Origin of the sequence: Nocardioides sp. GY 10113 (assembly GCF_004919105.1) — a bacterium.
In the GTDB taxonomy this organism is placed as follows: domain Bacteria; phylum Actinomycetota; class Actinomycetes; order Propionibacteriales; family Nocardioidaceae; genus Nocardioides.
In genome coordinates, this window is sequence record NZ_STGK01000001.1 from 171,623 (window position 1) to 192,851 (window position 21,229).

Consider the following 21,229-nt stretch of genomic DNA (forward strand, 5'->3'; position numbering starts at 1 on the left):
GCCGGCGCGAAACGGGTGCCGGGAAAGCCCGTCTACTCAGCCGGCGACTCGGAGGCCGACTCAGCCGGCGACTCCGACGCCGGCGCCGGCTTGCCCGCGCCGCTGTCGACCGCGTGCCGCGAGAGCACCCGCAGCGTCTCCTCGACGCCGGCGACCACCATCTCCTCGTCGTAGGGCTTCGGGTCCGCCACGTTGACCACCTGGAACAGCGTGCCGTTCTCGACGAAGCCGGTCACGTAGAGCTGCTGGTTGCGGGCGTCGACCACCAGGCGGGCCCCGTCCGCGCCGGGCACGTCGACGTCGCGGACGTCGGCGGTCGACTCCTGGCCCATCGCGCTCCACAGCTCGTCCAGCGTGCCGTCGAAGAGCTGGTAGTTGGCGGTCAGCACCGGGTCGCCGGAGTCGGCCTCCGGCGCGAACCGGCAGTCCGGCTGCGTGGGGGTGCCGTCGTTCTTGGTCGTCTCCGCGCCGAGGTGCTTCTTCACGAACGCCTCGGTGATCGCGTCGCAGGGGTTCCACAGCGCCGGGGTCTCGGTGGGCAGGTCCGGCCTCGGGGCGGCCTCGTCGTCCGAGCACGCGGCCAGGCCGAGCGTCAGCACGGGCAGCGCGGCCAGTGCGGCGGCCGTCCGGAGACGGGGGCGGTCTGTCCTCGGTGACCTAGGCAACGGGGGCATCGGGACGTTCCTTTCCGGGGAGTCGGAGCACCAGGCGGGCTCCGCCGCTCGCGTTCTCCGTGGCGTGCACGGTGCCGGAGTGCCGCTCGGCGACCTGCCGGACGATCGCCAGTCCGAGTCCGGAACCGGGCATCGTACGGGCGTCGGGGGAGCGCCAGAACCGGTCGAAGATCAGCGTACGGTCCGCCTCGGCGATGCCGGGACCCTGGTCGTCCACGGTGAGCACGCCGTCGCTGAGCCGCACCGTCACCTGGCCCTCGGCGGGGCTCCACTTCGCGGCGTTGTCGAGCAGGTTGGTCACCGCCCGCTCCAGCTCGGCGGCGTCGCCGACGACCCACCACGGGCGGGTGAAGACCTCGTAGCTCAGGCCCGGGGCGCGGAGCCGGACCCGCTGCACGGCGTGCTCGACCACCTCGCCCAGGTCGATCGCCTCCACCTGCAGGCGCACGGGCTCCTCCCGGGCCAGCGCGGTCAGGTCCCCGATCAGCGTGGTCAGCTCCTCGATCTGCGCCCGGATGTCGTCGAGCAGCTCGGTGCGGGCCTCGGCGGGCAGCGCGTCGGGGTCGTTCCCGGCCATGGTGAGCAGCTCGATGTTGGTGCGCAGCGCCGTCAACGGGGTGCGCAGCTCGTGGCCGGCATCGGCGACCAGCTGGCGCTGCCGGGTCCGGGAGGCGTCCAGCGCCGTGAGCATGTGGTTGAACGCCGTCGCCAGGCGCGCGACCTCGTCGTCGCCCTCGACGGGCAGCGGCGTCAGGTCCTCGGTGCGGGCGATGTCCTCCACCGCGTCGGTGAGGCGGCGTACCGGTCGCAGGCCGTTGGTGGCGACCCCCAGGCCGGCGAAGGTGGCGGTGACCACCCCGAGGATGCCGAACGCCAGCGTCACCCAGCCCAGCCGGGCCAGGATCAGGTCCTGGTCGGCCAGCGGCTGGGCCATGATCAGCGCGACGCCGTCGGCCTGGGTCGGTACCGCGACCACCCGGTACCGCTCGTCCGCGATCAGCAGGGTGCGCAGGCTGGAGTCGCTCTCGCCGAGGGCCACCTTCAGCTCGGGCGCGCCGAGCTCGATGTTGGGGCCGCGGTCGAGGATCTGGCCGTGCCCGTTGCTGTAGAGGAAGGCGATCCGGACGTCCGCCGCGCCGATCGCCCAGGACGGCACCTTGGTGTCGGCGAGGGCGAGCAGCGTGTTGGAGCCGGCCGCGGCGTTGGCCCGCTTCTCCAGGTTGCGATCGAGGCTGTCCTGCATCTGCACCCGCGCGGTCACGTAGGCGCCCACGGCGACGAACGCGACGGCCAGCGCCACCGCCATCGTGGTCAGCAGCACGACCCGGCTGGCCAGGGACCGGCGGTAGTGCCAGCGGCCGTCCGGGCCGGGCCCGACCGCCAGGGACCAGCTCACGCGTCGGGCGCCTTCAGCACGTAGCCGATGCCGCGGACGGTGTGGATCAGCCGGGGCTCGTCCCCGGCCTCGGTCTTGCGGCGCAGGTAGCCGACGTACACCTCGAGGGAGTTGGCCGTGGTCGGGAAGTCGTAGCCCCAGACCTCCTCCAGGATGAAGCTGCGGTCCAGCACGCGGCGCGGCCGGCGCAGGAACATCTCCAGCAGCGTGAACTCGGTGCGGGTCAGCTCGATCGGTCGGCCGCCGCGGGTCACCTCGCGGGTGGTCACGTTCATCGTCAGGTCGGCGAAGGAGAGCGTCTCCTCGGCGTCGCCCTCCTCGGCCGGCACCACCCGGCGCAGCAGGGCACGCAGCCGTGCCAGCAGCTCCTGCAGCGCGAACGGCTTGGTCAGGTAGTCGTCCGCGCCCGCGTCGAGGCCCTCGACCCGCTCGCCGACCGCGTCGCGCGCGGTCAGCACCAGGATCGGTACGTCGTTCCCGGCGGCCCGCAGCGCCCGGGTCGTCTCCAGGCCGTCCAGCCGCGGCATCATCACGTCCATCACGACCACGTCGGGGGCGACGGTTCCGATCCCGGCCAGCGCCTCGGCGCCGTCACTGGCCAGGTGGACGTCGTACCCGTTGAACTCCAGGGAGCGGCGCAGCGACTCTCGCACCGCGCGGTCGTCGTCGACCACCAGGATCCGGGCGGCGGGCGTCGCGTTGCTGGGCATGGCCTCATCATGGCCGATCGTGCTGAGCGGGCGCTGAGAGCGCGCCGCGGGGCGGGCGGCGCCGGGTCGGCGCAGCGGGTCGGCTCAGGCGAAGCGGCGCGCCAACCGGCCGGCACGGGCGCCGTACTGGCCGCCGAAGAGGCAGGTGTGCACCAGCAGCGGGTAGAGCTGGTGGTACGCGAGCCGGTCCTCCCAGCCCTCGGCCAGCGGGGTCTCCTCCTGGTAGGCGGCCATCACCGCCGGCAGCTGCGGCAGTCCGAAGAGCGCCAGCATCGCCAGGTCCATCTCCCGCATGCCGCCGTGGGCGGCGGGGTCGATGACGACGACGCGGCCCTCCGCGCCCCAGAGCACGTTGCCGTTCCACAGGTCGCCGTGCAGTCGCGCCGGCGGCTCCTCGGGGACGATCTCGGCACAGGCCGCCGCGGCGCGCTCGATGGCGTCCGCGTCCTCCGGCGCGAGCAGTCCCTTGTTCCGGGCCACCGTGAGGTAGGGCCGGATCCGTCGTTCGGCGTAGAACTCCGCCCACGTGTCGAGCGGGCGGTTCGGCATCGGCAGCCGACCGATGTAGCCGTCGGTCGGGCCGCCGTACGACGCCGCGCCCGCCGCGTGGGTGCGCGCCAGGGCACGGCCGAAGCCGGCGGCGGCATCCGCGTCCGGGCGCCCCGGCTCGACCCAGCCGAGGATGATGCAGTCCTCGGCGACGGCGAGCACCTCCGGAGTGGCGGCACCGCCGGGGACCTCGGAGAGCCAGCGCAGCCCGGTGGCCTCGGCGGCGAAGAACCGCGGCGGCGCCGGGGTGAGGGTCTTGAGCAGGGCGGAGCGGCCGGTGGAGAGCCGGAGCTTCACCGCGGTGGCGATGTCGCCTCCGGCGACCGGTGCGGTGGCGATCACCGCGGTGCCGAGCAGCTGCTCGGCGCGCTCAGCGATCACCGGTTGCCGAGCCACCCCGCCTCACCTCCCACGGGTCCGGCCGGGCGGTGCTGGCTACGCCGAGGCGCGTGGTGCCTCAGGCCTGCCCCTTGAGCGCCTTCGGGATCTCACGACCCTGGTTGATGGCACGCTCCGGCGCCCTGACCTTCTTGAACCGGCGAACGCCGATGAAGCCGACCAGCGCGGCCAGCAGCACGTAGATGCCGACCACGCAGAGGAACGCCCACTGCAGGTCGAGGCCCTCGCCGTTCCAGTGGATGAAGTAGGCGAGCGCGACCGAGAACATGATCAGCGCCAGCAGCAGCAGAAACGCCGCGACGCCGAGGAGGGCGACGCCGGTGCCTCCGGCGGTCACGCTCACCTTGAGCTCGGACTTGGCGAGCTCGATCTCCTTGCGGACGAGGATCGAGATGTCGCTCTGTGCGTCCTTGATCAGGCGCCCGATGGTGGGCTCTTCGGCGATCGGGTCGGTGGCCATGCCGACGACCATACCGATATCGATAGGATCGCTGACAGGTGAGCCGGGAAGTCTGGTCGGCAGTCGATTCGCCCTGCCCGTTCTCCACCCCCGCCTGGAGGCCATGTGACGCCCACCGACCGCCCCGAACGTGCCCCGGACGAGCTCTGGAAGCAGGGGCCCGTCTGGACCGCCAGTGACCGCCCGATCGCGAAGTACGTCGCCCGACCGCTGCGCGAGTTCCTCCGCATCGAGGCGGCGGGCTCGTTGCTGCTGCTGGCGGCGACGATCGCCGCGCTGCTCTGGGTGAACCTGCCCTTCGACGGCTGGGCCGAGGCCTACGACCACTTCTGGCACACCGAGCTCTCGATCCACCTCGGCGACTTCCACATCGAGGAGTCGCTGCAGCACTGGGTCAACGACGGCCTGATGGCCATCTTCTTCTTCGTCGTCGGTCTGGAGATCAAGTACGAGATCGTCCACGGCGACCTGCGCGACCCCCGGACGGCCGCGCTGCCGATCGTGGCCGCGCTCGGCGGCATGCTCGTCCCGGCGGGGATCTACGCCCTCATCGCGGGCGGCGGCGACGCCAGCGCCGGGTGGGGCATCCCGATGGCCACCGACATCGCGTTCGCGGTCGGTGTGCTGGGTGTGCTCGGGCGGCGGATCCCGTCCTCGGCGCGCCTGTTCCTGCTGACGCTGGCGATCGTCGACGACATCGGCGCGATCATCGTGATCGCGGTCTTCTACACCAGCGACCTGTCGCTCGGCTGGCTCGGCCTGGCGCTGCTGCTGCTCGCGGTGATGGCGTTCCTGCGGGTGATCAAGTTCTGGGCCGGCTCGGTCCACCTGGTGCTCGCCCTCGGCATCTGGTTCGCGCTGCTGGAGTCCGGCGTGCACGCCACGCTGGCCGGTGTCGCGGTCGGCCTGCTGACCCCGGCGACGGCCCTGCTGGAGCCCTCGGTGGCGAAGAACTACGCCGTCACCGCGCTCAAGGACCGGGAGCTCGACGCCGAGGAGGTGCACCGGCTGCGCTTCCTCCTGGAGGAGTCGGTGGCGCTCGCCGAGCGCCAGCAGTCCCGCCTGCACCCGGTCTCCTCCTACGTGGTGCTGCCGATCTTCGCGCTCGCCAACGCCGGCGTGGTGCTGACCGGTGGCGCGCTGGGCGACGCGGTCACCTCGACCGCGGCGCTGGCGATCGGGGCCGGCCTCGTGATCGGCAAGCCGCTGGGCATCCTGGCGGCGGCGTTCCTCGCCATCCGGTTCGGTCTGGGTCGGATGCCGCAGGGCAGCAACTGGGGTCAGCTCGCGGGCATCGGCATGGTCGCGGGCATCGGCTTCACGGTGTCGCTGTTCATCGCCGGTCTCTCCTTCCCCGACTCCCCGGCGATCACCGACGAGGCCAAGGTGGGCATCCTGATCGCCTCGCTGGTGGCTGCGGTGGTGGGCGTCGTGCTGCTGGTGCTGACCAGCAAGGTCGGCACCGACGACACCCAGCCCGCCGAGTCGGTCGAAGACGACGTCCCAGTCGCGCCCTAGCGACACCCGAGACGTGAGAAAGCGACCGCCGAGATGACTCGGCGGTCGCTTTCGCATTGCTGGGCCGGTCCTGAGGACCGACTCGGCCGGGGCTCCCCACCCACTCGCGCTACTCGGTGGAGGTGCTCTTCCCCGCGGAGATCAGGTCCATGATCGAGGAGTCGGCGAGCGTCTGGGTGTCACCGACGTCCCGGCCCTCCGCGACGTCGCGGAGCAGCCGCCGCATGATCTTGCCGGAGCGGGTCTTGGGCAGCTCGGGCACGATCATGATCTGCCGCGGCTTGGCGATCGGGCCGATCTCGTGGCGGACGTGGTCGGAGAGCTCCTTGACGATGTCGGGGCCGCCGTCGCCGGCCTCCTCGCGAAGGATCACGTACGCCACCACCGCCTGGCCGGTGTCGGGGTCGGTGGCGCCGACCACCGCAGACTCGGCGACCTTCGGGTGGGAGACCAGCGCGGACTCGATCTCGGTGGTGGAGAGCCGGTGGCCGGAGACGTTCATGACGTCGTCGACCCGGCCGAGCACCCAGATGTCACCGTCGGTGTCCTTCTTGGCGCCGTCGCCGGCGAAGTAGTAGCCCTCCTTGCGGAACCGCGACCAGTAGGTGTCGACGTACCGCTTGTCGTCGCCCCAGATGGTGCGCAACATCGAGGGCCACGGCTGGGTGACCACGAGATAGCCGCCGGAGCCGTTCGGCACCGACCTCCCCTCGTCGTCGACCACGTCAGCGAACACGCCGGGGATCGGGGTCATCGCCGAGCCGGGCTTGCCGGCGGTGACGCCGGGCAGCGGGGAGATCATGATCGCGCCGGTCTCGGTCTGCCACCAGGTGTCGACGACGGGGGTGCGGTCGCCGCCGATGACGTGGCGGTACCAGACGTAGGCCTCCGGGTTGATCGGCTCCCCGACGGAGCCCAGGATGCGCAGCGAGGACATGTCGAAGGAGTCCGGCACCTCGCGGCCCTGCTTCATGAACGAGCGGATCGCGGTCGGCGCGGTGTAGAAGATCGAGACCCGGTAGTCCTGCACGATCTGCCACCAGCGGCCGCGCTCGGGGCTGTCCGGGGTGCCCTCGTAGAGCACCTGGGTGACGCCGTTGGCCAGCGGGCCGTAGACGATGTAGGAGTGGCCGGTCACCCAGCCGATGTCGGCGGTGCACCAGTAGACATCGGTCTCCGGCTTGAGGTCGAAGACCGCGTGATGGGTGTAGGAGGTGCCGACCAGGTAGCCGCCGGTGGTGTGCAAGATGCCCTTCGGCTTGCCGGTGGTGCCCGAGGTGTACATGACGTAGAGCGGGTGCTCGCTGTCGAACGCCTCCGGGGTGTGCTGGTCCGAGGCGCCGTCGACGACGTCGTGCCACCACACGTCGATGCCGCCCTGGTCCGGACCGTCGAAGGCCACCTCCTGGCCGGTACGCCGGACCACGAGCACGCTCTCGACCTTGTGGCCGGCGTCGGCGGCCTTCTGCACCGCCTCGTCGACCGCGGGCTTCAGCGCGGAGGGGGCGCCCCGGCGGTAGCCGCCGTCCGCGGTGACCACGACCTTGGCCTGGCAGTCCTCGATCCGCGAGGCGAGCGCCTCGGAGGAGAAGCCGCCGAAGACGACCGTGTGCGGCGCGCCGATCCGGGCGCAGGCCAGCATCGTGACGATCGCCTCGGGGATCATCGGCATGTAGATCGCGACCCGGTCGCCGGTGGCCACGCCGAGGTCGGTCAGCGCGTTGGCGGCCTTCGAGACCTCGCGCTGCAGGTCGGCGTAGGTGAGGTCGCGGGTGTCGTCCAGCGGCTCGCCGACCCAGTGGATCGCGACCTTGTCGCCGCGGCCGGCCTCGACGTGCCGGTCCACGCAGTTGTACGCCGCGTTGATCCGGCCGCCGACGAACCACTTCGCGAACGGGGCGTCGGACCAGTCGAGGACCTGGCTGAAGGGCTCGGCCCAGTCGAGGCGGGCGGCCTGCTCGGCCCAGAACCCTTCCGGGTCGGCCGCGGCCGCGTCGTACGCCGCGGCGGTGAGGTTCGCGTTCGCGGCGAGCTCGGCCGGCGGTTCGAAGCGGCGGTCCTCCTTCAGGAGGTTGGCCAGGGTCTCCTCGGTCTTGCTCACGATCTCTCCTGATGGGGTGGGGTGATGCGCACCACACTAGAACCCTGTCGAAGGGGTGCGGGGGCGCGTTCTCGATGAAGCCGACGGGGCGGCGGTCCGGCTCCTTCCCGGACCGCCGCCCCGCGTGGTGGATGGGTCAGATCTCGCCCTGTGCGTGCTTCGCCACGAGGTCGGTGCGACCGGGGTAGCGGATCTCCTCGACCAGCTCCTGCATGGTCTCCGAGGGCTTCGTCGTGAACTGCGAGACCACGATGATGGTCGCGAAGTTCAGCAGCATCCCGATGAAGCCGAAGCCGGTCGGGGCGATGTCCAGGATCGGGTCCTTCCCGAGGAAGAACCAGGCCGAGTCGGACGGCAGCGTCCAGACGAAGTACGCCGCGGTGACGGCGAGCCCGACGGCCATGCCCGCCGCGGCGCCCGCGGCCGTGCACTTCTTCCAGAAGATCCCGAGGACCAGGATCGGGAAGAAGGTCGCGGCCGCGAATCCGAAGGCCAAGGCGACCACCTGGCCTGCGAAGCCGGGCGGGTTGATGCCGAGCCAGCCGGCCACGACGACCGCCACGGCCATCGAGATCCGGGCCACCAGCAGCTGGGTCTTCTCCGGCGCCGCCGGGTTGATCCGCTTGTGGTAGATGTCGTTCGCGACCGCCGAGGAGATCACCAGCAGCAGGCCCGACGCCGTCGACAGCGCGGCGGCCAGGCCGCCGGCCGCGACCAGGCCGACGATCGGGGCCGGGAGGCCGCCGATCTCCGGCGAGGCGAGCACCAGGATGTCGTTGTTGATGAGCACCTCGTTGCCGGCGCCGCCGAGGAAGTCGATCGCCCCGTTGCCGTTGAGGTCGGTGACCGCGCCGCCGTCGAGGCCGGTGATCAGCCCGACGTCGGCCCACTTGTCGAACCAGGTCTGGTCCGCCAGGGTGCCGGCCTGCGACTCGGTGAGGATGTTGTACTTCGCGAACGCCGCCACCGTGGGAGCGGTGGTGTAGAGCAGCGCGATGAAGAACAGCGCCCACAGCGCGGAGTAGCGGGCGGCCCGCACGTTCTTGGCCGTGTAGAACCGGACGATCACGTGCGGCAGGCCCGCCGTACCGAACATCAGCGTGGCGGTCAGCAGGAACATGTTGAGCTGGCTGCTGCCGGTCAGCGCCGAGGTGTACTCGCCGAAGCCGAGCTCGGACTGGAGCGCCTCCAGCTCGGCCAGGATCTGGCCGAACCCGATCTGGGGGAGCGGGATGTCGGTCAGCTTGGCCGAGATCGCGACCGCCGGGATCAGGTAGGCCACGATCAGCACCGAGTACTGGCAGACCTGGGTCCAGGTGATGCCCTTCATACCGCCGAGGACGGCGTAGAAGAGCACGATCGCCATGCCGATGATGACGCCGACGGTGGTGTCGACCTGGAGGAACCGGCTGAACACCACGCCGACACCGGCCATCTGGCCGACGACGTAGGTCAGCGACACGACGATCGCGCAGACCACGGCGATCAAGCGCGCGGTCTCGTTGTACCGGTCGCCCACGAAGTCCGGGATCGTGTACTTGCCGAACTTCCGCAGGTACGGCGCCAGCAGGAGGGCGAGCAGCACGTAGCCGCCCGTCCAGCCCATCAGGAACGCCGAGCCGCCGTAGCCGTTGTAGGCGAGCGCGATGAGGCCCGCCATCGAGATGAACGACGCGGCGCTCATCCAGTCCGCGGCGATCGCGGCGCCGTTGGCCGGCGCCGGGATCCCGCCGCCGGCGACGTAGAAGCCGGAGGTGTCGGAGACCCGGCTGGCGTACGCGACGTAGATGTAGACACTGAAGGTGAGGACGACGAAGACGAGCGTCCAGATCTGGATGTCACTCATGAGTGGTGCACCTCCCCCTCGTAGTCGTCGATGTCGATGCCGTAGTCCCTGTCGAGCTTGTCCATCCGCCACACGTAGACGGCGATCAGGGCGAGGAAGATCAGGATCGAGCCCTGGTTGGCGAACCAGAAGCCGATCGGGAAGCCCGCGACCTCCATGTTGTTGAGTGCGTCGGCGAAGAAGATCCCGGCTCCGAAGGAGACCAGGGCCCAGATCGTCAGCAGCACGCTCAGTAGTCGTACGTTCTTCCGCCAGTAGTCACGGCGGGCTTGCTCGTCCACGGCACCCTCCACAGGTAGTCGCGCTGTCCCGGAGTCGGCTGTGACCGACACCACTTTTGGAGCACGAGGCAAGCAATCCCCGGGGGGACGGTCAAGACAAAACTGTGGCGCCGGTCACATTTTGCGCCGAGCGTGCCGGAATGAGCGATGAGCGGTCGGCGGCACCGGGACGGCCGCCCGGCACCCCCGAATTCGACCGTTCGTCGCTCCAGCACGACCGCTCGTCGCGCCCGTCGGCGCTCGATCCGACGGGGTGACCGGTCGTCGGCCACCTGAGGGGCTGCGTGACGTGCGTCACTCCGGTTACCGTCGCCCCATGGCGACCACACCGGCCGAGCGACGCGTCTCCCTCGTCCCCTCCACCCGAGCCCGGCAGCCCGTGCACCCGGCACGCAAGCGGCTGATCCTCGCCGTGGTGCTGGTGATGATCGGGTCCTTCCTGCCCTGGCTCTACGTCGGCGGCGCGCCGAAGTCGGGCGCCCTCGGGCCGGGCCTGTGGACGTTCTACGGGGCGATGCTCGGCCTCGCCGGGGTGCTGCTCCCCTTCCGCAAGGTGGGCGCCGTGCACGCGGGACTGATGGCGGCCATCGCCCTGGTCGTGCCCGCCTGGCAGCTGGTGCACGTGCTGAGCCTGGTCGGCACGGGCGGCTGGATGCCCGGCCCCGGGCTGGTGATGGTCGCCGGCGGCGGCGTCCTCGCCCTCGGCTGCGCCGCGCGGCTGCTGCGCGAGCCGCTGCCGGTCGCTCCGCAGTCCTGACGCTGTCGCCCTCACGGCCTCACGCCCGGCTGCGGCGGATTCTCACGGCCTCACCTGGGAAGATGCGTGATCTCACGGTGAGGCGGTGAGAAGTGTGAGGGCGTGAGACGGAGTTGACGCAACGGGATCCCGCGACACATTCGGGTGACACACCCGGCTCCCAGGATCGGTGACATCCCACACCGACCCCTGTCCGCCAGGAGCCCGAGATGTCCCTCGCATCGCCGCCCGATTCGAGCACCCCCGCCACCGCCACCGCCCACCCGCACCGCCGCACCAAGCGGTGGATCGAGGAGTGGAATCCCGAGGACGAGGCCTTCTGGGAGTCCGGAGGCTCCCGGATCGCGCGTCGCAACCTGATCTGGTCGATCTTCTCCGAGCACCTGGGCTTCTCGGTCTGGCTGATCTGGAGCGTCAGCTCGGCCTTCCTCGTCGCCCAGGGCTTCGACTTCACGCCCCAGCAGCTCTTCTTCATGGTCGCCATCCCGAACCTGATCGGCTCGCTGCTGCGGGTGCCCTACACCCTCATGGTCGGCAAGATCGGCGGTCGCAACTGGACGATGGTCAGTGCCTCACTGCTCCTCGTCCCGACCCTGACCTTCGCCTGGGCCGTCACCAACCCGAGCACGCCGTACTGGGCGTTCTGCCTGATCGCCGCGACCGCCGGTCTCGGCGGCGGCAACTTCTCCTCCTCGATGGCGAACATCAACTTCTTCTACCCGGCCAGCAAGAAGGGCGCCGCGCTCGGCCTCAACGCCGCCGGCGGCAACGTCGGTGTCGCGTTCATCCAGTTCTTCCTGCCGATCCTGGTCGGCGGCGCCGGCATCTTCGGCATCGTGAAGGCCTCCGACGGCGGCATCCACCTCGAGCGCGCCGCCTGGGTCTACGCCGGCCTCGCCGTCGTGGCCACGCTCGCGGCGTACTTCTTCATGGACAACCTGGGCACCGCCAAGACCGACACGAAGTCCCAGCTCGCTGTCCTGAAGAAGAAGCAGACCTGGATCATGGCGTTCCTCTACGTCGGCACCTTCGGCTCGTTCATCGGTTACTCCGCCGCGATGCCGCTGCTGATCAAGATCAACTTCTGGGTCCCCGAGCCTGCCCCGCTCGGCACCGGCGTCTTCTTCGCCTACTACGCCTTCCTCGGCGCGCTGGTCGGCTCCTTCACCCGCCCCTTCGGCGGCTGGCTGGCCGACAAGTACGGCGGCGCGCGGATCACCCTGATCTCCTTCGCGGGCCTGATCACCTTCACCGCTGCCGTGCTGTGGACGCTGACCCAGCTCACGCCGAACCCGAACAAGGAGGTCGCGATCGCGGCCGACAACGAGGCCTGGTTCCCGCTGTTCCTCGCCTTCTTCCTGCTGGTCTTCGCCTTCACCGGCATCGGCAACGGGTCGGTCTACAAGATGATCCCGGCGGTCTTCAGGACCGAGGCCTCCCGGGTCGGGGAGCCCGGCAGTCCCGAGCGCGCCTCCGCCCTGGCAGGAGCCACCAAGCGCGCCTCGGCCGCGATCGGCATCATCGGCGCCGCCGGTGCCCTCGGTGGCTTCCTGATCCCGATCACCTTCGCCTCGCCGTTCATCAGCGCGCCGATGGAGGCCACGAAGATCGCGTTCTTCATCTTCACCGCGTTCTACGTCGTCTGCGCCGTCGTCACCTGGGCGGTCTACCTGCGCACGCCGCACCCGGCCCGCGCGCACGTCAGCTACGCCAAGGCTGGCATCTGACGCACCACCGCCGCCGGTTGAGGTGTGAGCGGAGCGAGCCTCGAAACCCGGCCCCCTCGGGGGTGGTGGTTTCGAGGCTCGGCGCCGGGGCGCCTCGCACCTCAACCACCGGGCGTGGTGAGGCCGTGAGACCGAGTTGTCAGTACCGGAAACAGAAGGGAGCAGCGATGAAACCCCAGGCCACTGGAATGGATGCCATGACCGAGACGCCCGTGACCGGAGCGGAGCCCACCCGGCCCGCCACCCGCACGCACTGCCCCTACTGCTCCCTGCAGTGCGGCATGACGGTCTCCCGCATCGGCCGCGCCGGCATCACCACCGGCGCCTGGGACGAGTTCCCCGTCAACGAGGGCGCCCTGTGCCGCAAGGGCTGGACCGCCGGCGAGCTGCGTGGCCACCGGGAGCGGCTCACCACCCCGCTGGTCCGGGACCGCGCCACCGGCGAGCTGCGCTCGGCCGACTGGGACGAGGCCCTCGACCTGGTCGCCGCCCGGATCCGCGCGATCCAGGACGACCACGGCAGGGACGCGGTCGCCGTCTTCGGCGGCGGGGGCCTCACCAACGAGAAGGCCTACCAGCTCGGCAAGTTCGCCCGGGTCGCGCTGGGCACCAGCCAGATCGACTACAACGGCCGCTGGTGCATGAGCTCCGCCGCCAGCGCCGGCAACCAGGCCCTCGGCATCGACCGCGGCCTCCCGTTCCCCCTCGCCGACATCGAGCAGACCGACCTGGTGATCCTGGTCGGCTCCAACCTCGCCGAGACCATGCCCCCCGCGGCCCGTCACCTGGACCGGCTCCGTGAGCGCGGCGGCAAGGTCGTGGTGATCGACCCGCGGCTGACCAGCACCGCGGAGCGGGCCGACCTCTTCCTCCAGCCGGTCCCCGGCACCGACCTGGCCCTCGCGCTCGGCGTCCTGCACCTGCTGGACGCCCGAGGGCTGGTCGACGAGGAGTACGTCGCCGTCCGCACCACCGGCTTCGAGGAGGCCCGGCGCGGCGCCGCCGCCTGGTGGCCCGAGCGGGTCGAGCGGGTCACCGGCGTCGGCACCGACGAGCTGCGCGCCCTGGTCGACCTGCTCGCCGGCGCCAGCGCGGCGATGGTGCTCACCGCGCGCGGCGCCGAGCAGCACGCCCAGGGGACCGCCACCGTCCTCGGCTGGATCAACGTGGCGCTGGCGCTCGGCCTGCCCGGCGCCCCGTACTCCGGCTACGGCTGCCTGACCGGACAGGGCAACGGCCAGGGCGGCCGCGAGCACGGCCAGAAGGCCGACCAGCTGCCCGGCTACCGGATGATCGACGACCCCGCCGCCCGCGCCCACGTCGCCGGCGTCTGGGGGGTCGACGCCGACAGCCTGCCCGGGAAGGGCCGCTCGGCCTACGAGCTGCTCGACGCGCTCGGCACCGAGGACGGGCCGAAGGCGCTGCTGGTGCACGGCTCCAACATCGTCGTCTCCGCCCCGCGCGCCAGCCACGTCACCGAGCGCCTGGACTCCCTCGACCTGCTGGTCGTCTGCGACCTGGTGATGTCGGAGACCGCGGCCATCGCCGACGTGGTGCTGCCGGTGACCGAGTGGGCCGAGGAGACCGGCACGATGACCAACCTCGAGGGCCGGGTGATCCTCCGCCGGCGCGCCGTCTCCCCGCCCGCGGGCGTGCGTAGCGACCTGGAGGTGGTCGCCGGCCTGGCCGAGCGGTTGGACGCCCCGATCGGCTTCTCCACCGACCCCGAGGAGATCTTCGCCGAGCTGGGCCGCGCCTCGGCCGGCGGCAAGGCCGACTACTCCGGCATCACCTACGACCGGATCGAGGCCGAGGCGGGCGTCTTCTGGCCCTGCCCCGCGGCCCCCGAGGGTCTTGCGGCGCACCCGGGCACGCCGCGGATGTTCGCCGACTCCTTCGCGCACGCCGACGGCCGCGCGCGGTTCGTGGTCCCCGAGTTCGTCGGCGCCGCCGAGGAGCCGGACGCGACCTACCCGGTGCACCTGACCACCGGCCGGGTCCTCGGCCAGTACCAGTCGGGCGCCCAGACCCGCCGGATCAGGTCGCTGCCCGACGAGGGCGCGTTCGTCGAGCTGCACCCGATGCTCGCCCACCGGATCGGCGCCCACGACGGCGAGCCGGTCGTCGTCCGCACCCGTCGCGGGGAGATGAAGGCCCCGGCGAGGGTGGTCACCACGATCCGCCCCGACACCGTCTTCGTGCCGTTCCACTGGGTCGGCGCCAACCGGCTCACCAACGACGCGCTCGACCCCTCCAGCCGGATGCCGGAGTTCAAGGTCTGCGCCGCGGAGGTGACCCGGTGAGCGCCGCGGGGGGTGGTGGTTTCGAGGCTCGGCCGCGGGCGGCCTCGCACCTCAACCACCGGGGGGACCGCCGGATCGTGGTGATCGGGTCCGGGATGGCCGCCACCCGGCTGGTCGAGGAGCTGGTGATCCGCGGCGTCCACGCCCGCGACCGGATCACCGTGCTCGGCGACGAGCCGGTGGCGCCGTACAACCGGATCCTGCTCTCGGCGGTCCTGGAGGGCACGCACCGACCCGAGGCGCTGACGCTGCGCGAGCCCGGCTGGTACGCCGACCACGGCATCGACCTGCGGCTCGGCACCCGCGTGCTCGGGGTCGACCCCGAGCGTCGCGACGTGATGATGGTCGACGGCACCCTCGTCGAGTACGACGTCCTCGTGCTCGCCACGGGCAGCATCCCGACGCTGCCGCCGATCCGGGGCCTGGTCCGGATGGACGGCACGCTGCACGAGGCCGTGCACGCCTTCCGCTCGCTGGCCGACTGCCAGCAGCTGCTGGCGGCGGTCACCGCGACCGACCCCTCGGCCGGCGCCTCCGGGGAGCCGGTGAACCGCCGCGCCGTGGTGGTCGGCGGCGGCCTGCTCGGCCTGCAGGTCGCCCGCGCGCTCGGCGCCCGCGGCCTGGACACCGAGATCGTCGAGGGCGGCGACCACCTGCTGCACACCCAGCTGGACACCGCGGCCGGCCGGATCCTCGCCCGCGACCTGCGCAGGCTGGGCGTCGACGTCTACACCGGCGCCCGCGCGGTCCGGCTCAGCGACGCGGCCCTGCCGGCCGGGGTCGGCACCTCGGGCCCCGCCGGCGCGACCGCCGGGCCGGGCGTCGCCGGCGGCGGCGTGGGCGGCGACGTGCGGGTGCTGGACCCGCTGCCCCGCCACCCCGGCCGGTTCGCGCTGCGCCTGGACAACGGCGTCACCCTCGACACGGACCTGGTGGTGCTCACCGCCGGCGGCCGACCCTCGACCGCGCTGGCCCGTGGCGCCGGGCTCGAGGTGCGGCGGGGGATCGTCGTCGACGACCGGCTGGCCAGCGTCACCGACCCGGCGATCCATGCGATCGGCGACTGCGCCCAGCACGACGGCCGGGTGACCGGCTTCGTGCCGCCGGCGTGGGAGCAGGCCGGCATCCTGGCCGGGCTGCTCGCCGACCGTTCCGGTGACGATGGGGCGCAGACCTACGACGGCACCCGGATCGTCGCCCGGCTCCGGGCCACCGGCCTGGACGTCGCCGTGCTCGGCGACGCCGCCGCCGAGATCGAGGCCGGCGGCGAAGTGGTCGAGGTGGCCAACCCGATCGCCGGCTCCCACCGCCGGCTCGTGGTGCGCGACGGCCGGATCGTGGCCGCCACCCTGGTCGGAGACCTGTCCCGGGTCGGCCTGATCACCCAGCACTTCGACCGCGGCACCGTGCTCGGACCCACCGAGCCGGGCGCGCTGCTGATGCCCGACCGCCCCGCCGGCGCCGGCAGCACCGTCCGGACCCTGCCCGACGACGCCGAGGTCTGCGCCTGCGCGGGCGTCTCGGCCGGTCGGATCCGCGGCTGCTCCTCGTTCGAGCAGGTCCGCGCCACCACCCGCGCCACCACCGGCTGCGGCGGCTGCGCCGGCACCGTCCGCGAGCTGCTCGACACCACCCCCGCCCACGCCTGACCACCCGGTCTGACCCGCCCGCGTCACCCCTGAGAGGAAATCCCTGATGGCACCGCACCTGAGGAAGCAGCTCGTCGTGGTCGGCCACGGCATGGTCGGACACCGTTTCGTCCAAGCGGCGATCGAGCGCGGGCTGACCGAGACCTACGACATCACCGTGCTCGGCGAGGAGCCGCGGCCGGCGTACGACCGCGTGGCGCTGACCTCGTTCTTCGAGGTCGGCGACGAGGCGCTGTCGTTCCTGCCCGGCGGCGCCTACGAGGACCCGCGGGTGACCCTGCGCCTGAGCGCGGAGGTGACCGGGCTCGACCCCGAGACGCAGACCCTCCTGCTGGCCGACGGCGACGTCCTGGCCTACGACGAGCTGGTGCTGGCCACCGGAGCCGCGCCGTTCGTGCCGCCGGTGCCCGGCAAGGACCTCGGCAACGTCTTCGTCTACCGGACCATCGAGGACCTCGAGGCGATCCGGGAGGCGAGCAGGGGCGCCCGCGCCGGCGCCGTGATCGGCGGCGGCCTGCTCGGCCTGGAGGCGGCCAACGCGCTGCACCAGCTCGGCGTGCAGACCCACGTGGTCGAGATGGCGCCGCGGCTGATGGCGGTGCAGGTGGACGACGCGGGCGGCGCCACCCTCAAGCGGCACATCGAGGACCTCGGCCTGACGGTGCACACCGGCGTGATGACCGAGCTGATCGACGGCGACGCCGACGGCAAGGTCTCGGGCATCAGGTTCAAGGATCAGGACACCCTGCCGCTGGACATCGTCATCTTCTCCGCCGGCATCCGCCCCCGCGACGCGATCGCCCGCGCCGCCGGCCTGGAGATCGCCGAGCGCGGCGGCGTCCTGGTCGACGAGCAGTGCCGCTCCTCGATCGACAACATCTGGGCGATCGGCGAGTGCGCCGCCCCGGGCGGCCGCATGTACGGGCTGGTCGCGCCCGGCTACACGATGGCCGAGGTCGTGGTCGACACACTGCTCGGCGGCGAGGCCGGCGCGTTCACCGGCGCGGACATGTCGACCAAGCTGAAGCTCCTGGGCGTCGACGTGGCCTCGTTCGGCGACGCCTTCTGCACCACGCCCGACGCCCTCGAGCTGGTCTTCTCCGACGCGGTCGCCGGCATCTACAAGAAGCTGGTCGTCGCCGAGAACGCGACCGGCGGGTTCGAGCTGCTCGGCGGCATCCTGGTCGGCGACGCCAGCGCGTACGGCGTACTGCGGCCGATGGTGGGCAGCGGCATGGAGCTGCCGGAGAACCCGGAGGAGCTGATCCTGCCGGCGAGCCGCGGCGGCGTCGAGCTGGGTCTCCCCGACGACGCCCAGGTGTGCTCCTGCAACAACGTGACCAAGGCCGAGATCGTGGCGGCCGTCTCGGACGACGCCACCCACAACGACGGCGGCCCCTGCGGGGACGCGGGCTGCGTCACCGCCTGCACCAAGGCCGGCTCGACCTGCGGCTCCTGCAAGACCGTGGTCAAGAAGATCGTCGAGGACCACTTCGCCTCCGTCGGCAAGGAGGTCGACAGGTCGCTGTGCCAGCACTTCCCGATGACCCGCCAGGAGCTCTTCGAGGTCGTCGCGATCCACGGCTACACCCGCTTCGACGACATCGTCGCCGGCCACGGCCGGGGCCGCGGCTGCGACATCTGCAAGCCGGCCGTCGCCTCGATCCTGGCCAGCCTGCTCAACCACCACGTGCTGGACGGCTCCAACCGCACCCTGCAGGACACCAACGACGCCTACCTGGCCAACATCCAGAAGAACGGCACCTACTCGGTCGTGCCGCGGATCCCCGGCGGCGAGATCACCCCCGAGAAGCTGATCGTGATCGGCGAGGTGGCCCGCGACTTCGGCCTCTACACGAAGATCACCGGCGGCCAGCGCATCGACCTGTTCGGCGCCCGGCTGGAGGACCTGCCGCTGATCTGGAAGCGGCTGGTCGACGCCGGCTTCGAGTCCGGCCACGCCTACGGCAAGGCGCTGCGCACGGTGAAGTCGTGCGTCGGCTCCACCTGGTGCCGGTACGGCGTGCAGGACTCGGTCGGGCTCGCGATCGAGCTGGAGCTGCGCTACCGGGGCCTGCGCTCGCCGCACAAGCTCAAGGGCGGCGTCTCCGGCTGTGCCCGGGAGTGCGCCGAGGCCCGCGGCAAGGACTTCGGCGTGATCGCGACCGAGAAGGGCTGGAACCTCTACGTCGGCGGCAACGGCGGCGCCACCCCGGCCCACGCCCAGCTGCTGGCCGGCGACCTCGACACCCCGACGTTGATCAGCTACCTCGACCGCTACCTCATGTACTACATCCGCACCGCCGACCGGCTGCAGCGCACCGCGCCCTGGATCGACAGCCTCGAGGGCGGCCTGGACCGGGTCCGCGAGATCGTCGTGGACGACGCGCTCGGGCTCGGCTCGGAGCTGGAGGCGGCGATGGGTCGCCACGTCGACACCTACTTCGACGAGTGGAAGGCCACCGTCGAGGACCCGGAGAAGCTGCAGCGCTTCGTCTCCTTCGTCAACGCCCCGGGCGTGCCCGACCCCCACATCTCCTTCCGCGACGAGCGCGGGCAGATCGCCCCCGCGGCCAGCGACGGCCCGGTCACGCTGGGCCCGGTCACGCTCGGCAGCACGATCCCCGTCGGAGGCCCCCGATGAGCACGATCAGCACCGGCAGCAACAGCGACGCGACCGGCTCCCCGGCGCCGGAGGCGGTCGGCACCGTGGTCTGCCCGCTGGAGCGGATCGAGGTCGAGGGCGGCGTCGCGGCCCTGGTCGACGGCGAGGCCGTCGCGGTGTTTCGCACGTTCGACGACCAGGTCTTCGCGATCTCCAACTACGATCCTTACTCGAAGGCATCGGTGCTGTCGCGCGGCATCGTCGGATCAAGGGCGATCGACGGGAACGACGTGCCCTTCGTGGCGAGCCCGATGCACAAGCAGCCGTTCGACCTGCGCACCGGCCGCTGCCTCGACGACGAGGCGGTCGGCGTCCCGACGTACCCGGTGCGGGTGATCGACGGGGTGGTCGTCGTCGGCCGACGACGGGAGAGCGGGGGCACGTGATCCAGCAGTCTCCGGCGCAGCCGCTCGACGGCTTTCGGATCGGAGTCACGGCTGCCCGGAGAGCCGAGGAGCAGATCGCACTGCTCGAGCGCCGCGGCGCGGAGGTGGTGCACGCCCCGGCCCTGTCGGTGGACCCGAACCGGGTCGACGAGCCGGCGCTGAGGGCGGCCACGGCGCACGTGCTGGCCGCGCCGGTCGACATCTTCGTGGCGACCACGGGGATCGGCATGAAGTCCTGGCTGACCCTGGCCGACGGCTGGGGGATGGGCGACCACCTGCTCGACCACCTCGGCGCCGCCGAGATCCTGGCCCGCGGCCCGAAGAGCGTCGGCGCGCTGCGCCGGTTCGGGCTGCGCGAGCTGTGGGCACCCGAGTCGGAGTGCTTCGAGGACGTGCTCGACCACCTGCGCCGGCGTGACCTGACCGGACTGCGGATCGTGGTCCAGGAGCACGGTCAGTCGCTGTCGATGGCCGCGCACGCGCTGCGCCGCCGCGGCGCCGACGTCTCCACCGTGGCCGTCTACCGCGTGGAGCGGGCCGAGGACCCGGAGCCGATGTTCGGCCTGATCGAGGAGATCGCGGCCCGCCGGGTGCAGGCGGTCACCTTCACCGCCGCGCCGGCGATCGCGGCACTGATGGAGGCCGCCGTCTCCACCGGCCACCGCGACGAGGTGGTCACCGCCTTCCAGGCCGACGTGATCGCCTCCTGCGTGGGCCCGGTGACCGCGGCCGCGTTCGAGATGTGGGGCGTGCCGTCGGTCTACCCGGAGCGATCCCGGCTCGCGGCGATGATCAAGCAGCTCGAGCTCGAGCTGCCCTCGCGCGCCACCGGTACCACGCTGGAGGTGGCCGGCCACACGCTGCTGCTGCACGGCGACGACGTGCTGGTCGACGGCGTCGAGGTGAAGCTCTCCCCGGCGCCGTACGCCGTCCTCCAGGCGCTGCTGGTCAACCCGGGGAACGTGGTCTCCCGGCGTGACCTGCTCGCCGCGCTGCCCTCGGGCACCGCCGGCTCCGAGCACGCGGTGGAGATGGCCGTCGCCCGGCTGCGCGCGTCGCTCGGCACGCGGTGCGTGCAGACCGTGGTGAAGCGCGGCTACCGGCTGGCGGTCGCGCTGTGAGCGCCGGCACCCCGCACCTGGTCACCGTCGCGCACGGCACCCGGACCGCGGCCGGCAACACGGTGGTCGCCGAGATCACCGCCGCCGCCGGTGAGCGGCTCGGCTGGCCGGCCACGGCGTCGTACGTCGAGCTCTGCGCACCGCTCTTCGCGGACGTGGTGGCGCAGGTGCCGGGCCCGGTGGTCGCGCTGCCGACCCTGCTCTCCACCGGGATCCACGTGCGCCAGGACCTGCCCGAGGCGGTCGCCGCCTCCGGCCGCTCGGACGTCGCGCTGGGTGCCCAGCTGGGCCCGGACCCGCTGCTCGCCGCTGCCCAGGTGGAGCGCCTCCGCGCCGCGGGGGCGGCCGTGGGCCAGCCGCTGGTCATGGTCGCCGCCGGCTCCTCGGAGCCGGACGCGCTGGCGGACCTGGACGGCGCGGTGGCCGCGCTCGCCGAGGCATGGGGCGGCCCGGTGCGGCTGGCCACGATGACCGGGCTCGGTCCGCGCCCCGACGAGGTCGTGCAGCCGGGGGACGCCGTGTCGCCGTACCTGTTCGCGACGGGGTTCTTCCACCGCCGCCTCGAGGAGGCGGCCCGGGCCGCGGGCGCGACCGTCGTCGCCGACGTGATCGGCCCGCACCCGCGCGTGGTGGACCTGGTGGTCGACCGCGCGCGGGCGCTGGCCTCAGGCTGAGCCCTGAAGCCGC

General features: G+C 72.1%; 17 protein-coding genes. 9 read left to right on the top strand and 8 right to left on the bottom strand.

The genetic code is table 11. The features are described from left to right. Positions 1 to 32: 32 nt before the first annotated feature. The 5 genes from E8D34_RS00725 to E8D34_RS00745 all read right to left on the bottom strand — a co-directional run bounded on the left by E8D34_RS00725 (position 33) and on the right by E8D34_RS00745 (position 4,188). The gene (locus E8D34_RS00725; RefSeq protein WP_136592660.1) at positions 33 to 674 is read right to left on the bottom strand and encodes a hypothetical protein; all 642 of its coding nucleotides are present in this window, start codon (positions 672 to 674) and stop codon (positions 33 to 35) included. Next, the gene (locus E8D34_RS00730; protein WP_240771010.1) at positions 658 to 2,070 is read right to left on the bottom strand and encodes a HAMP domain-containing sensor histidine kinase; all 1,413 of its coding nucleotides are present in this window, start codon (positions 2,068 to 2,070) and stop codon (positions 658 to 660) included. Before E8D34_RS00730 ends, E8D34_RS00725 begins: the two co-directional genes overlap by 17 nt. Further along, positions 2,067 to 2,780, bottom strand: a complete 714-nt coding sequence (locus E8D34_RS00735; protein WP_136592661.1) for a response regulator transcription factor — start codon at positions 2,778 to 2,780, stop codon at positions 2,067 to 2,069. Before E8D34_RS00735 ends, E8D34_RS00730 begins: the two co-directional genes overlap by 4 nt. Positions 2,781 to 2,864: 84 nt before the next feature. After that, positions 2,865 to 3,725, bottom strand: coding sequence for a fructosamine kinase family protein (locus E8D34_RS00740; protein ID WP_136592662.1), 861 nt, complete (start codon positions 3,723 to 3,725; stop codon positions 2,865 to 2,867). Positions 3,726 to 3,786: 61 nt separating this feature from the next. Continuing rightward, positions 3,787 to 4,188, bottom strand: coding sequence for a phage holin family protein (locus E8D34_RS00745; protein ID WP_136592663.1), 402 nt, complete (start codon positions 4,186 to 4,188; stop codon positions 3,787 to 3,789). Between the two features lie 105 nt (positions 4,189 to 4,293). Between E8D34_RS00745 and nhaA the strand changes: the two genes are divergently transcribed. Beyond that, a complete protein-coding gene (gene nhaA / locus E8D34_RS00750) occupies positions 4,294 to 5,706 on the top strand; it encodes a Na+/H+ antiporter NhaA (protein WP_206056487.1) in 1,413 nt (470 codons plus the stop codon). A 109-nt stretch (positions 5,707 to 5,815) separates the two neighbouring features. Here nhaA and acs read toward each other — a convergent pair whose 3' ends face one another. From acs to E8D34_RS00765, 3 genes are all read right to left on the bottom strand, one after another. Continuing rightward, on the bottom strand, positions 5,816 to 7,807 hold the full coding sequence (acs, locus tag E8D34_RS00755; RefSeq protein ID WP_136592664.1) for an acetate--CoA ligase: 1,992 nt from the start codon (positions 7,805 to 7,807) through the stop codon (positions 5,816 to 5,818). A 136-nt stretch (positions 7,808 to 7,943) separates the two neighbouring features. Beyond that, complete coding sequence (locus E8D34_RS00760) at positions 7,944 to 9,653, bottom strand: sodium:solute symporter family protein (RefSeq protein ID WP_136592665.1); 1,710 nt, start codon at positions 9,651 to 9,653, stop codon at positions 7,944 to 7,946. Further along, complete coding sequence (locus E8D34_RS00765; protein ID WP_136592666.1) at positions 9,650 to 9,934, bottom strand: DUF4212 domain-containing protein; 285 nt, start codon at positions 9,932 to 9,934, stop codon at positions 9,650 to 9,652. The genes E8D34_RS00760 and E8D34_RS00765 overlap by 4 nt, the downstream gene beginning before the upstream one ends. Positions 9,935 to 10,250: 316 nt before the next feature. On the opposite strand from E8D34_RS00765, the gene E8D34_RS00770 reads away from it, so the two are divergent. From E8D34_RS00770 to E8D34_RS00810, 8 genes are all read left to right on the top strand, one after another. After that, positions 10,251 to 10,691 carry a hypothetical protein gene (locus tag E8D34_RS00770; RefSeq protein WP_206056488.1) on the top strand — a complete coding sequence of 147 codons (441 nt, stop codon included), beginning with the start codon at positions 10,251 to 10,253 and terminating at the stop codon, positions 10,689 to 10,691. A 209-nt stretch (positions 10,692 to 10,900) separates the two neighbouring features. Next, positions 10,901 to 12,418, top strand: a complete 1,518-nt coding sequence (locus tag E8D34_RS00775) for a nitrate/nitrite transporter (RefSeq protein WP_136592667.1) — start codon at positions 10,901 to 10,903, stop codon at positions 12,416 to 12,418. 197 nt (positions 12,419 to 12,615) lie between these two features. Continuing rightward, entirely contained in the window at positions 12,616 to 14,721 is a 2,106-nt protein-coding gene (locus E8D34_RS00780; protein ID WP_136592668.1) for a molybdopterin oxidoreductase family protein, read from the top strand. Further along, positions 14,718 to 16,370: an FAD-dependent oxidoreductase gene (locus E8D34_RS21230; protein WP_240771011.1), complete on the top strand. Its 1,653-nt coding sequence runs from the start codon at positions 14,718 to 14,720 to the stop codon at positions 16,368 to 16,370. Before E8D34_RS00780 ends, E8D34_RS21230 begins: the two co-directional genes overlap by 4 nt. 46 nt (positions 16,371 to 16,416) lie before the next feature. Continuing rightward, positions 16,417 to 19,014, top strand: coding sequence for a nitrite reductase large subunit NirB (gene nirB, locus E8D34_RS00795; protein WP_206056489.1), 2,598 nt, complete (start codon positions 16,417 to 16,419; stop codon positions 19,012 to 19,014). Next, a complete protein-coding gene (gene nirD, locus E8D34_RS00800) occupies positions 19,011 to 19,421 on the top strand; it encodes a nitrite reductase small subunit NirD (RefSeq protein ID WP_136592669.1) in 411 nt (136 codons plus the stop codon). Before nirB ends, nirD begins: the two co-directional genes overlap by 4 nt. After that, the gene (locus tag E8D34_RS00805; protein ID WP_168929287.1) at positions 19,418 to 20,542 is read left to right on the top strand and encodes a uroporphyrinogen-III synthase; all 1,125 of its coding nucleotides are present in this window, start codon (positions 19,418 to 19,420) and stop codon (positions 20,540 to 20,542) included. The genes nirD and E8D34_RS00805 overlap by 4 nt, the downstream gene beginning before the upstream one ends. Continuing rightward, positions 20,539 to 21,216 carry a CbiX/SirB N-terminal domain-containing protein gene (locus E8D34_RS00810; RefSeq protein ID WP_168929288.1) on the top strand — a complete coding sequence of 226 codons (678 nt, stop codon included), beginning with the start codon at positions 20,539 to 20,541 and terminating at the stop codon, positions 21,214 to 21,216. Before E8D34_RS00805 ends, E8D34_RS00810 begins: the two co-directional genes overlap by 4 nt. The last annotated feature ends 13 nt before the right edge of the window (positions 21,217 to 21,229 follow it).

Bases quoted from the DNA above. Each gene is read 5' to 3' on its own strand.
- E8D34_RS00725 (WP_136592660.1), bottom strand. From the start codon at position 674: ATGCCCCCGTTGCCTAGGTCACCGAGGACAGACCGCCCCCGTCTCCGG.
- E8D34_RS00735 (WP_136592661.1), bottom strand. From the start codon at position 2,780: ATGCCCAGCAACGCGACGCCCGCCGCCCGGATCCTGGTGGTCGACGAC.
- E8D34_RS00745 (WP_136592663.1), bottom strand. From the start codon at position 4,188: ATGGCCACCGACCCGATCGCCGAAGAGCCCACCATCGGGCGCCTGATC.
- E8D34_RS00760 (WP_136592665.1), bottom strand. From the start codon at position 9,653: ATGAGTGACATCCAGATCTGGACGCTCGTCTTCGTCGTCCTCACCTTC.
- E8D34_RS00770 (WP_206056488.1), top strand. From the start codon at position 10,251: ATGGCGACCACACCGGCCGAGCGACGCGTCTCCCTCGTCCCCTCCACC.
- E8D34_RS00775 (WP_136592667.1), top strand. From the start codon at position 10,901: ATGTCCCTCGCATCGCCGCCCGATTCGAGCACCCCCGCCACCGCCACC.
- E8D34_RS00780 (WP_136592668.1), top strand. From the start codon at position 12,616: ATGACCGAGACGCCCGTGACCGGAGCGGAGCCCACCCGGCCCGCCACC.
- nirB (WP_206056489.1), top strand. From the start codon at position 16,417: ATGGCACCGCACCTGAGGAAGCAGCTCGTCGTGGTCGGCCACGGCATG.
- nirD (WP_136592669.1), top strand. From the start codon at position 19,011: ATGAGCACGATCAGCACCGGCAGCAACAGCGACGCGACCGGCTCCCCG.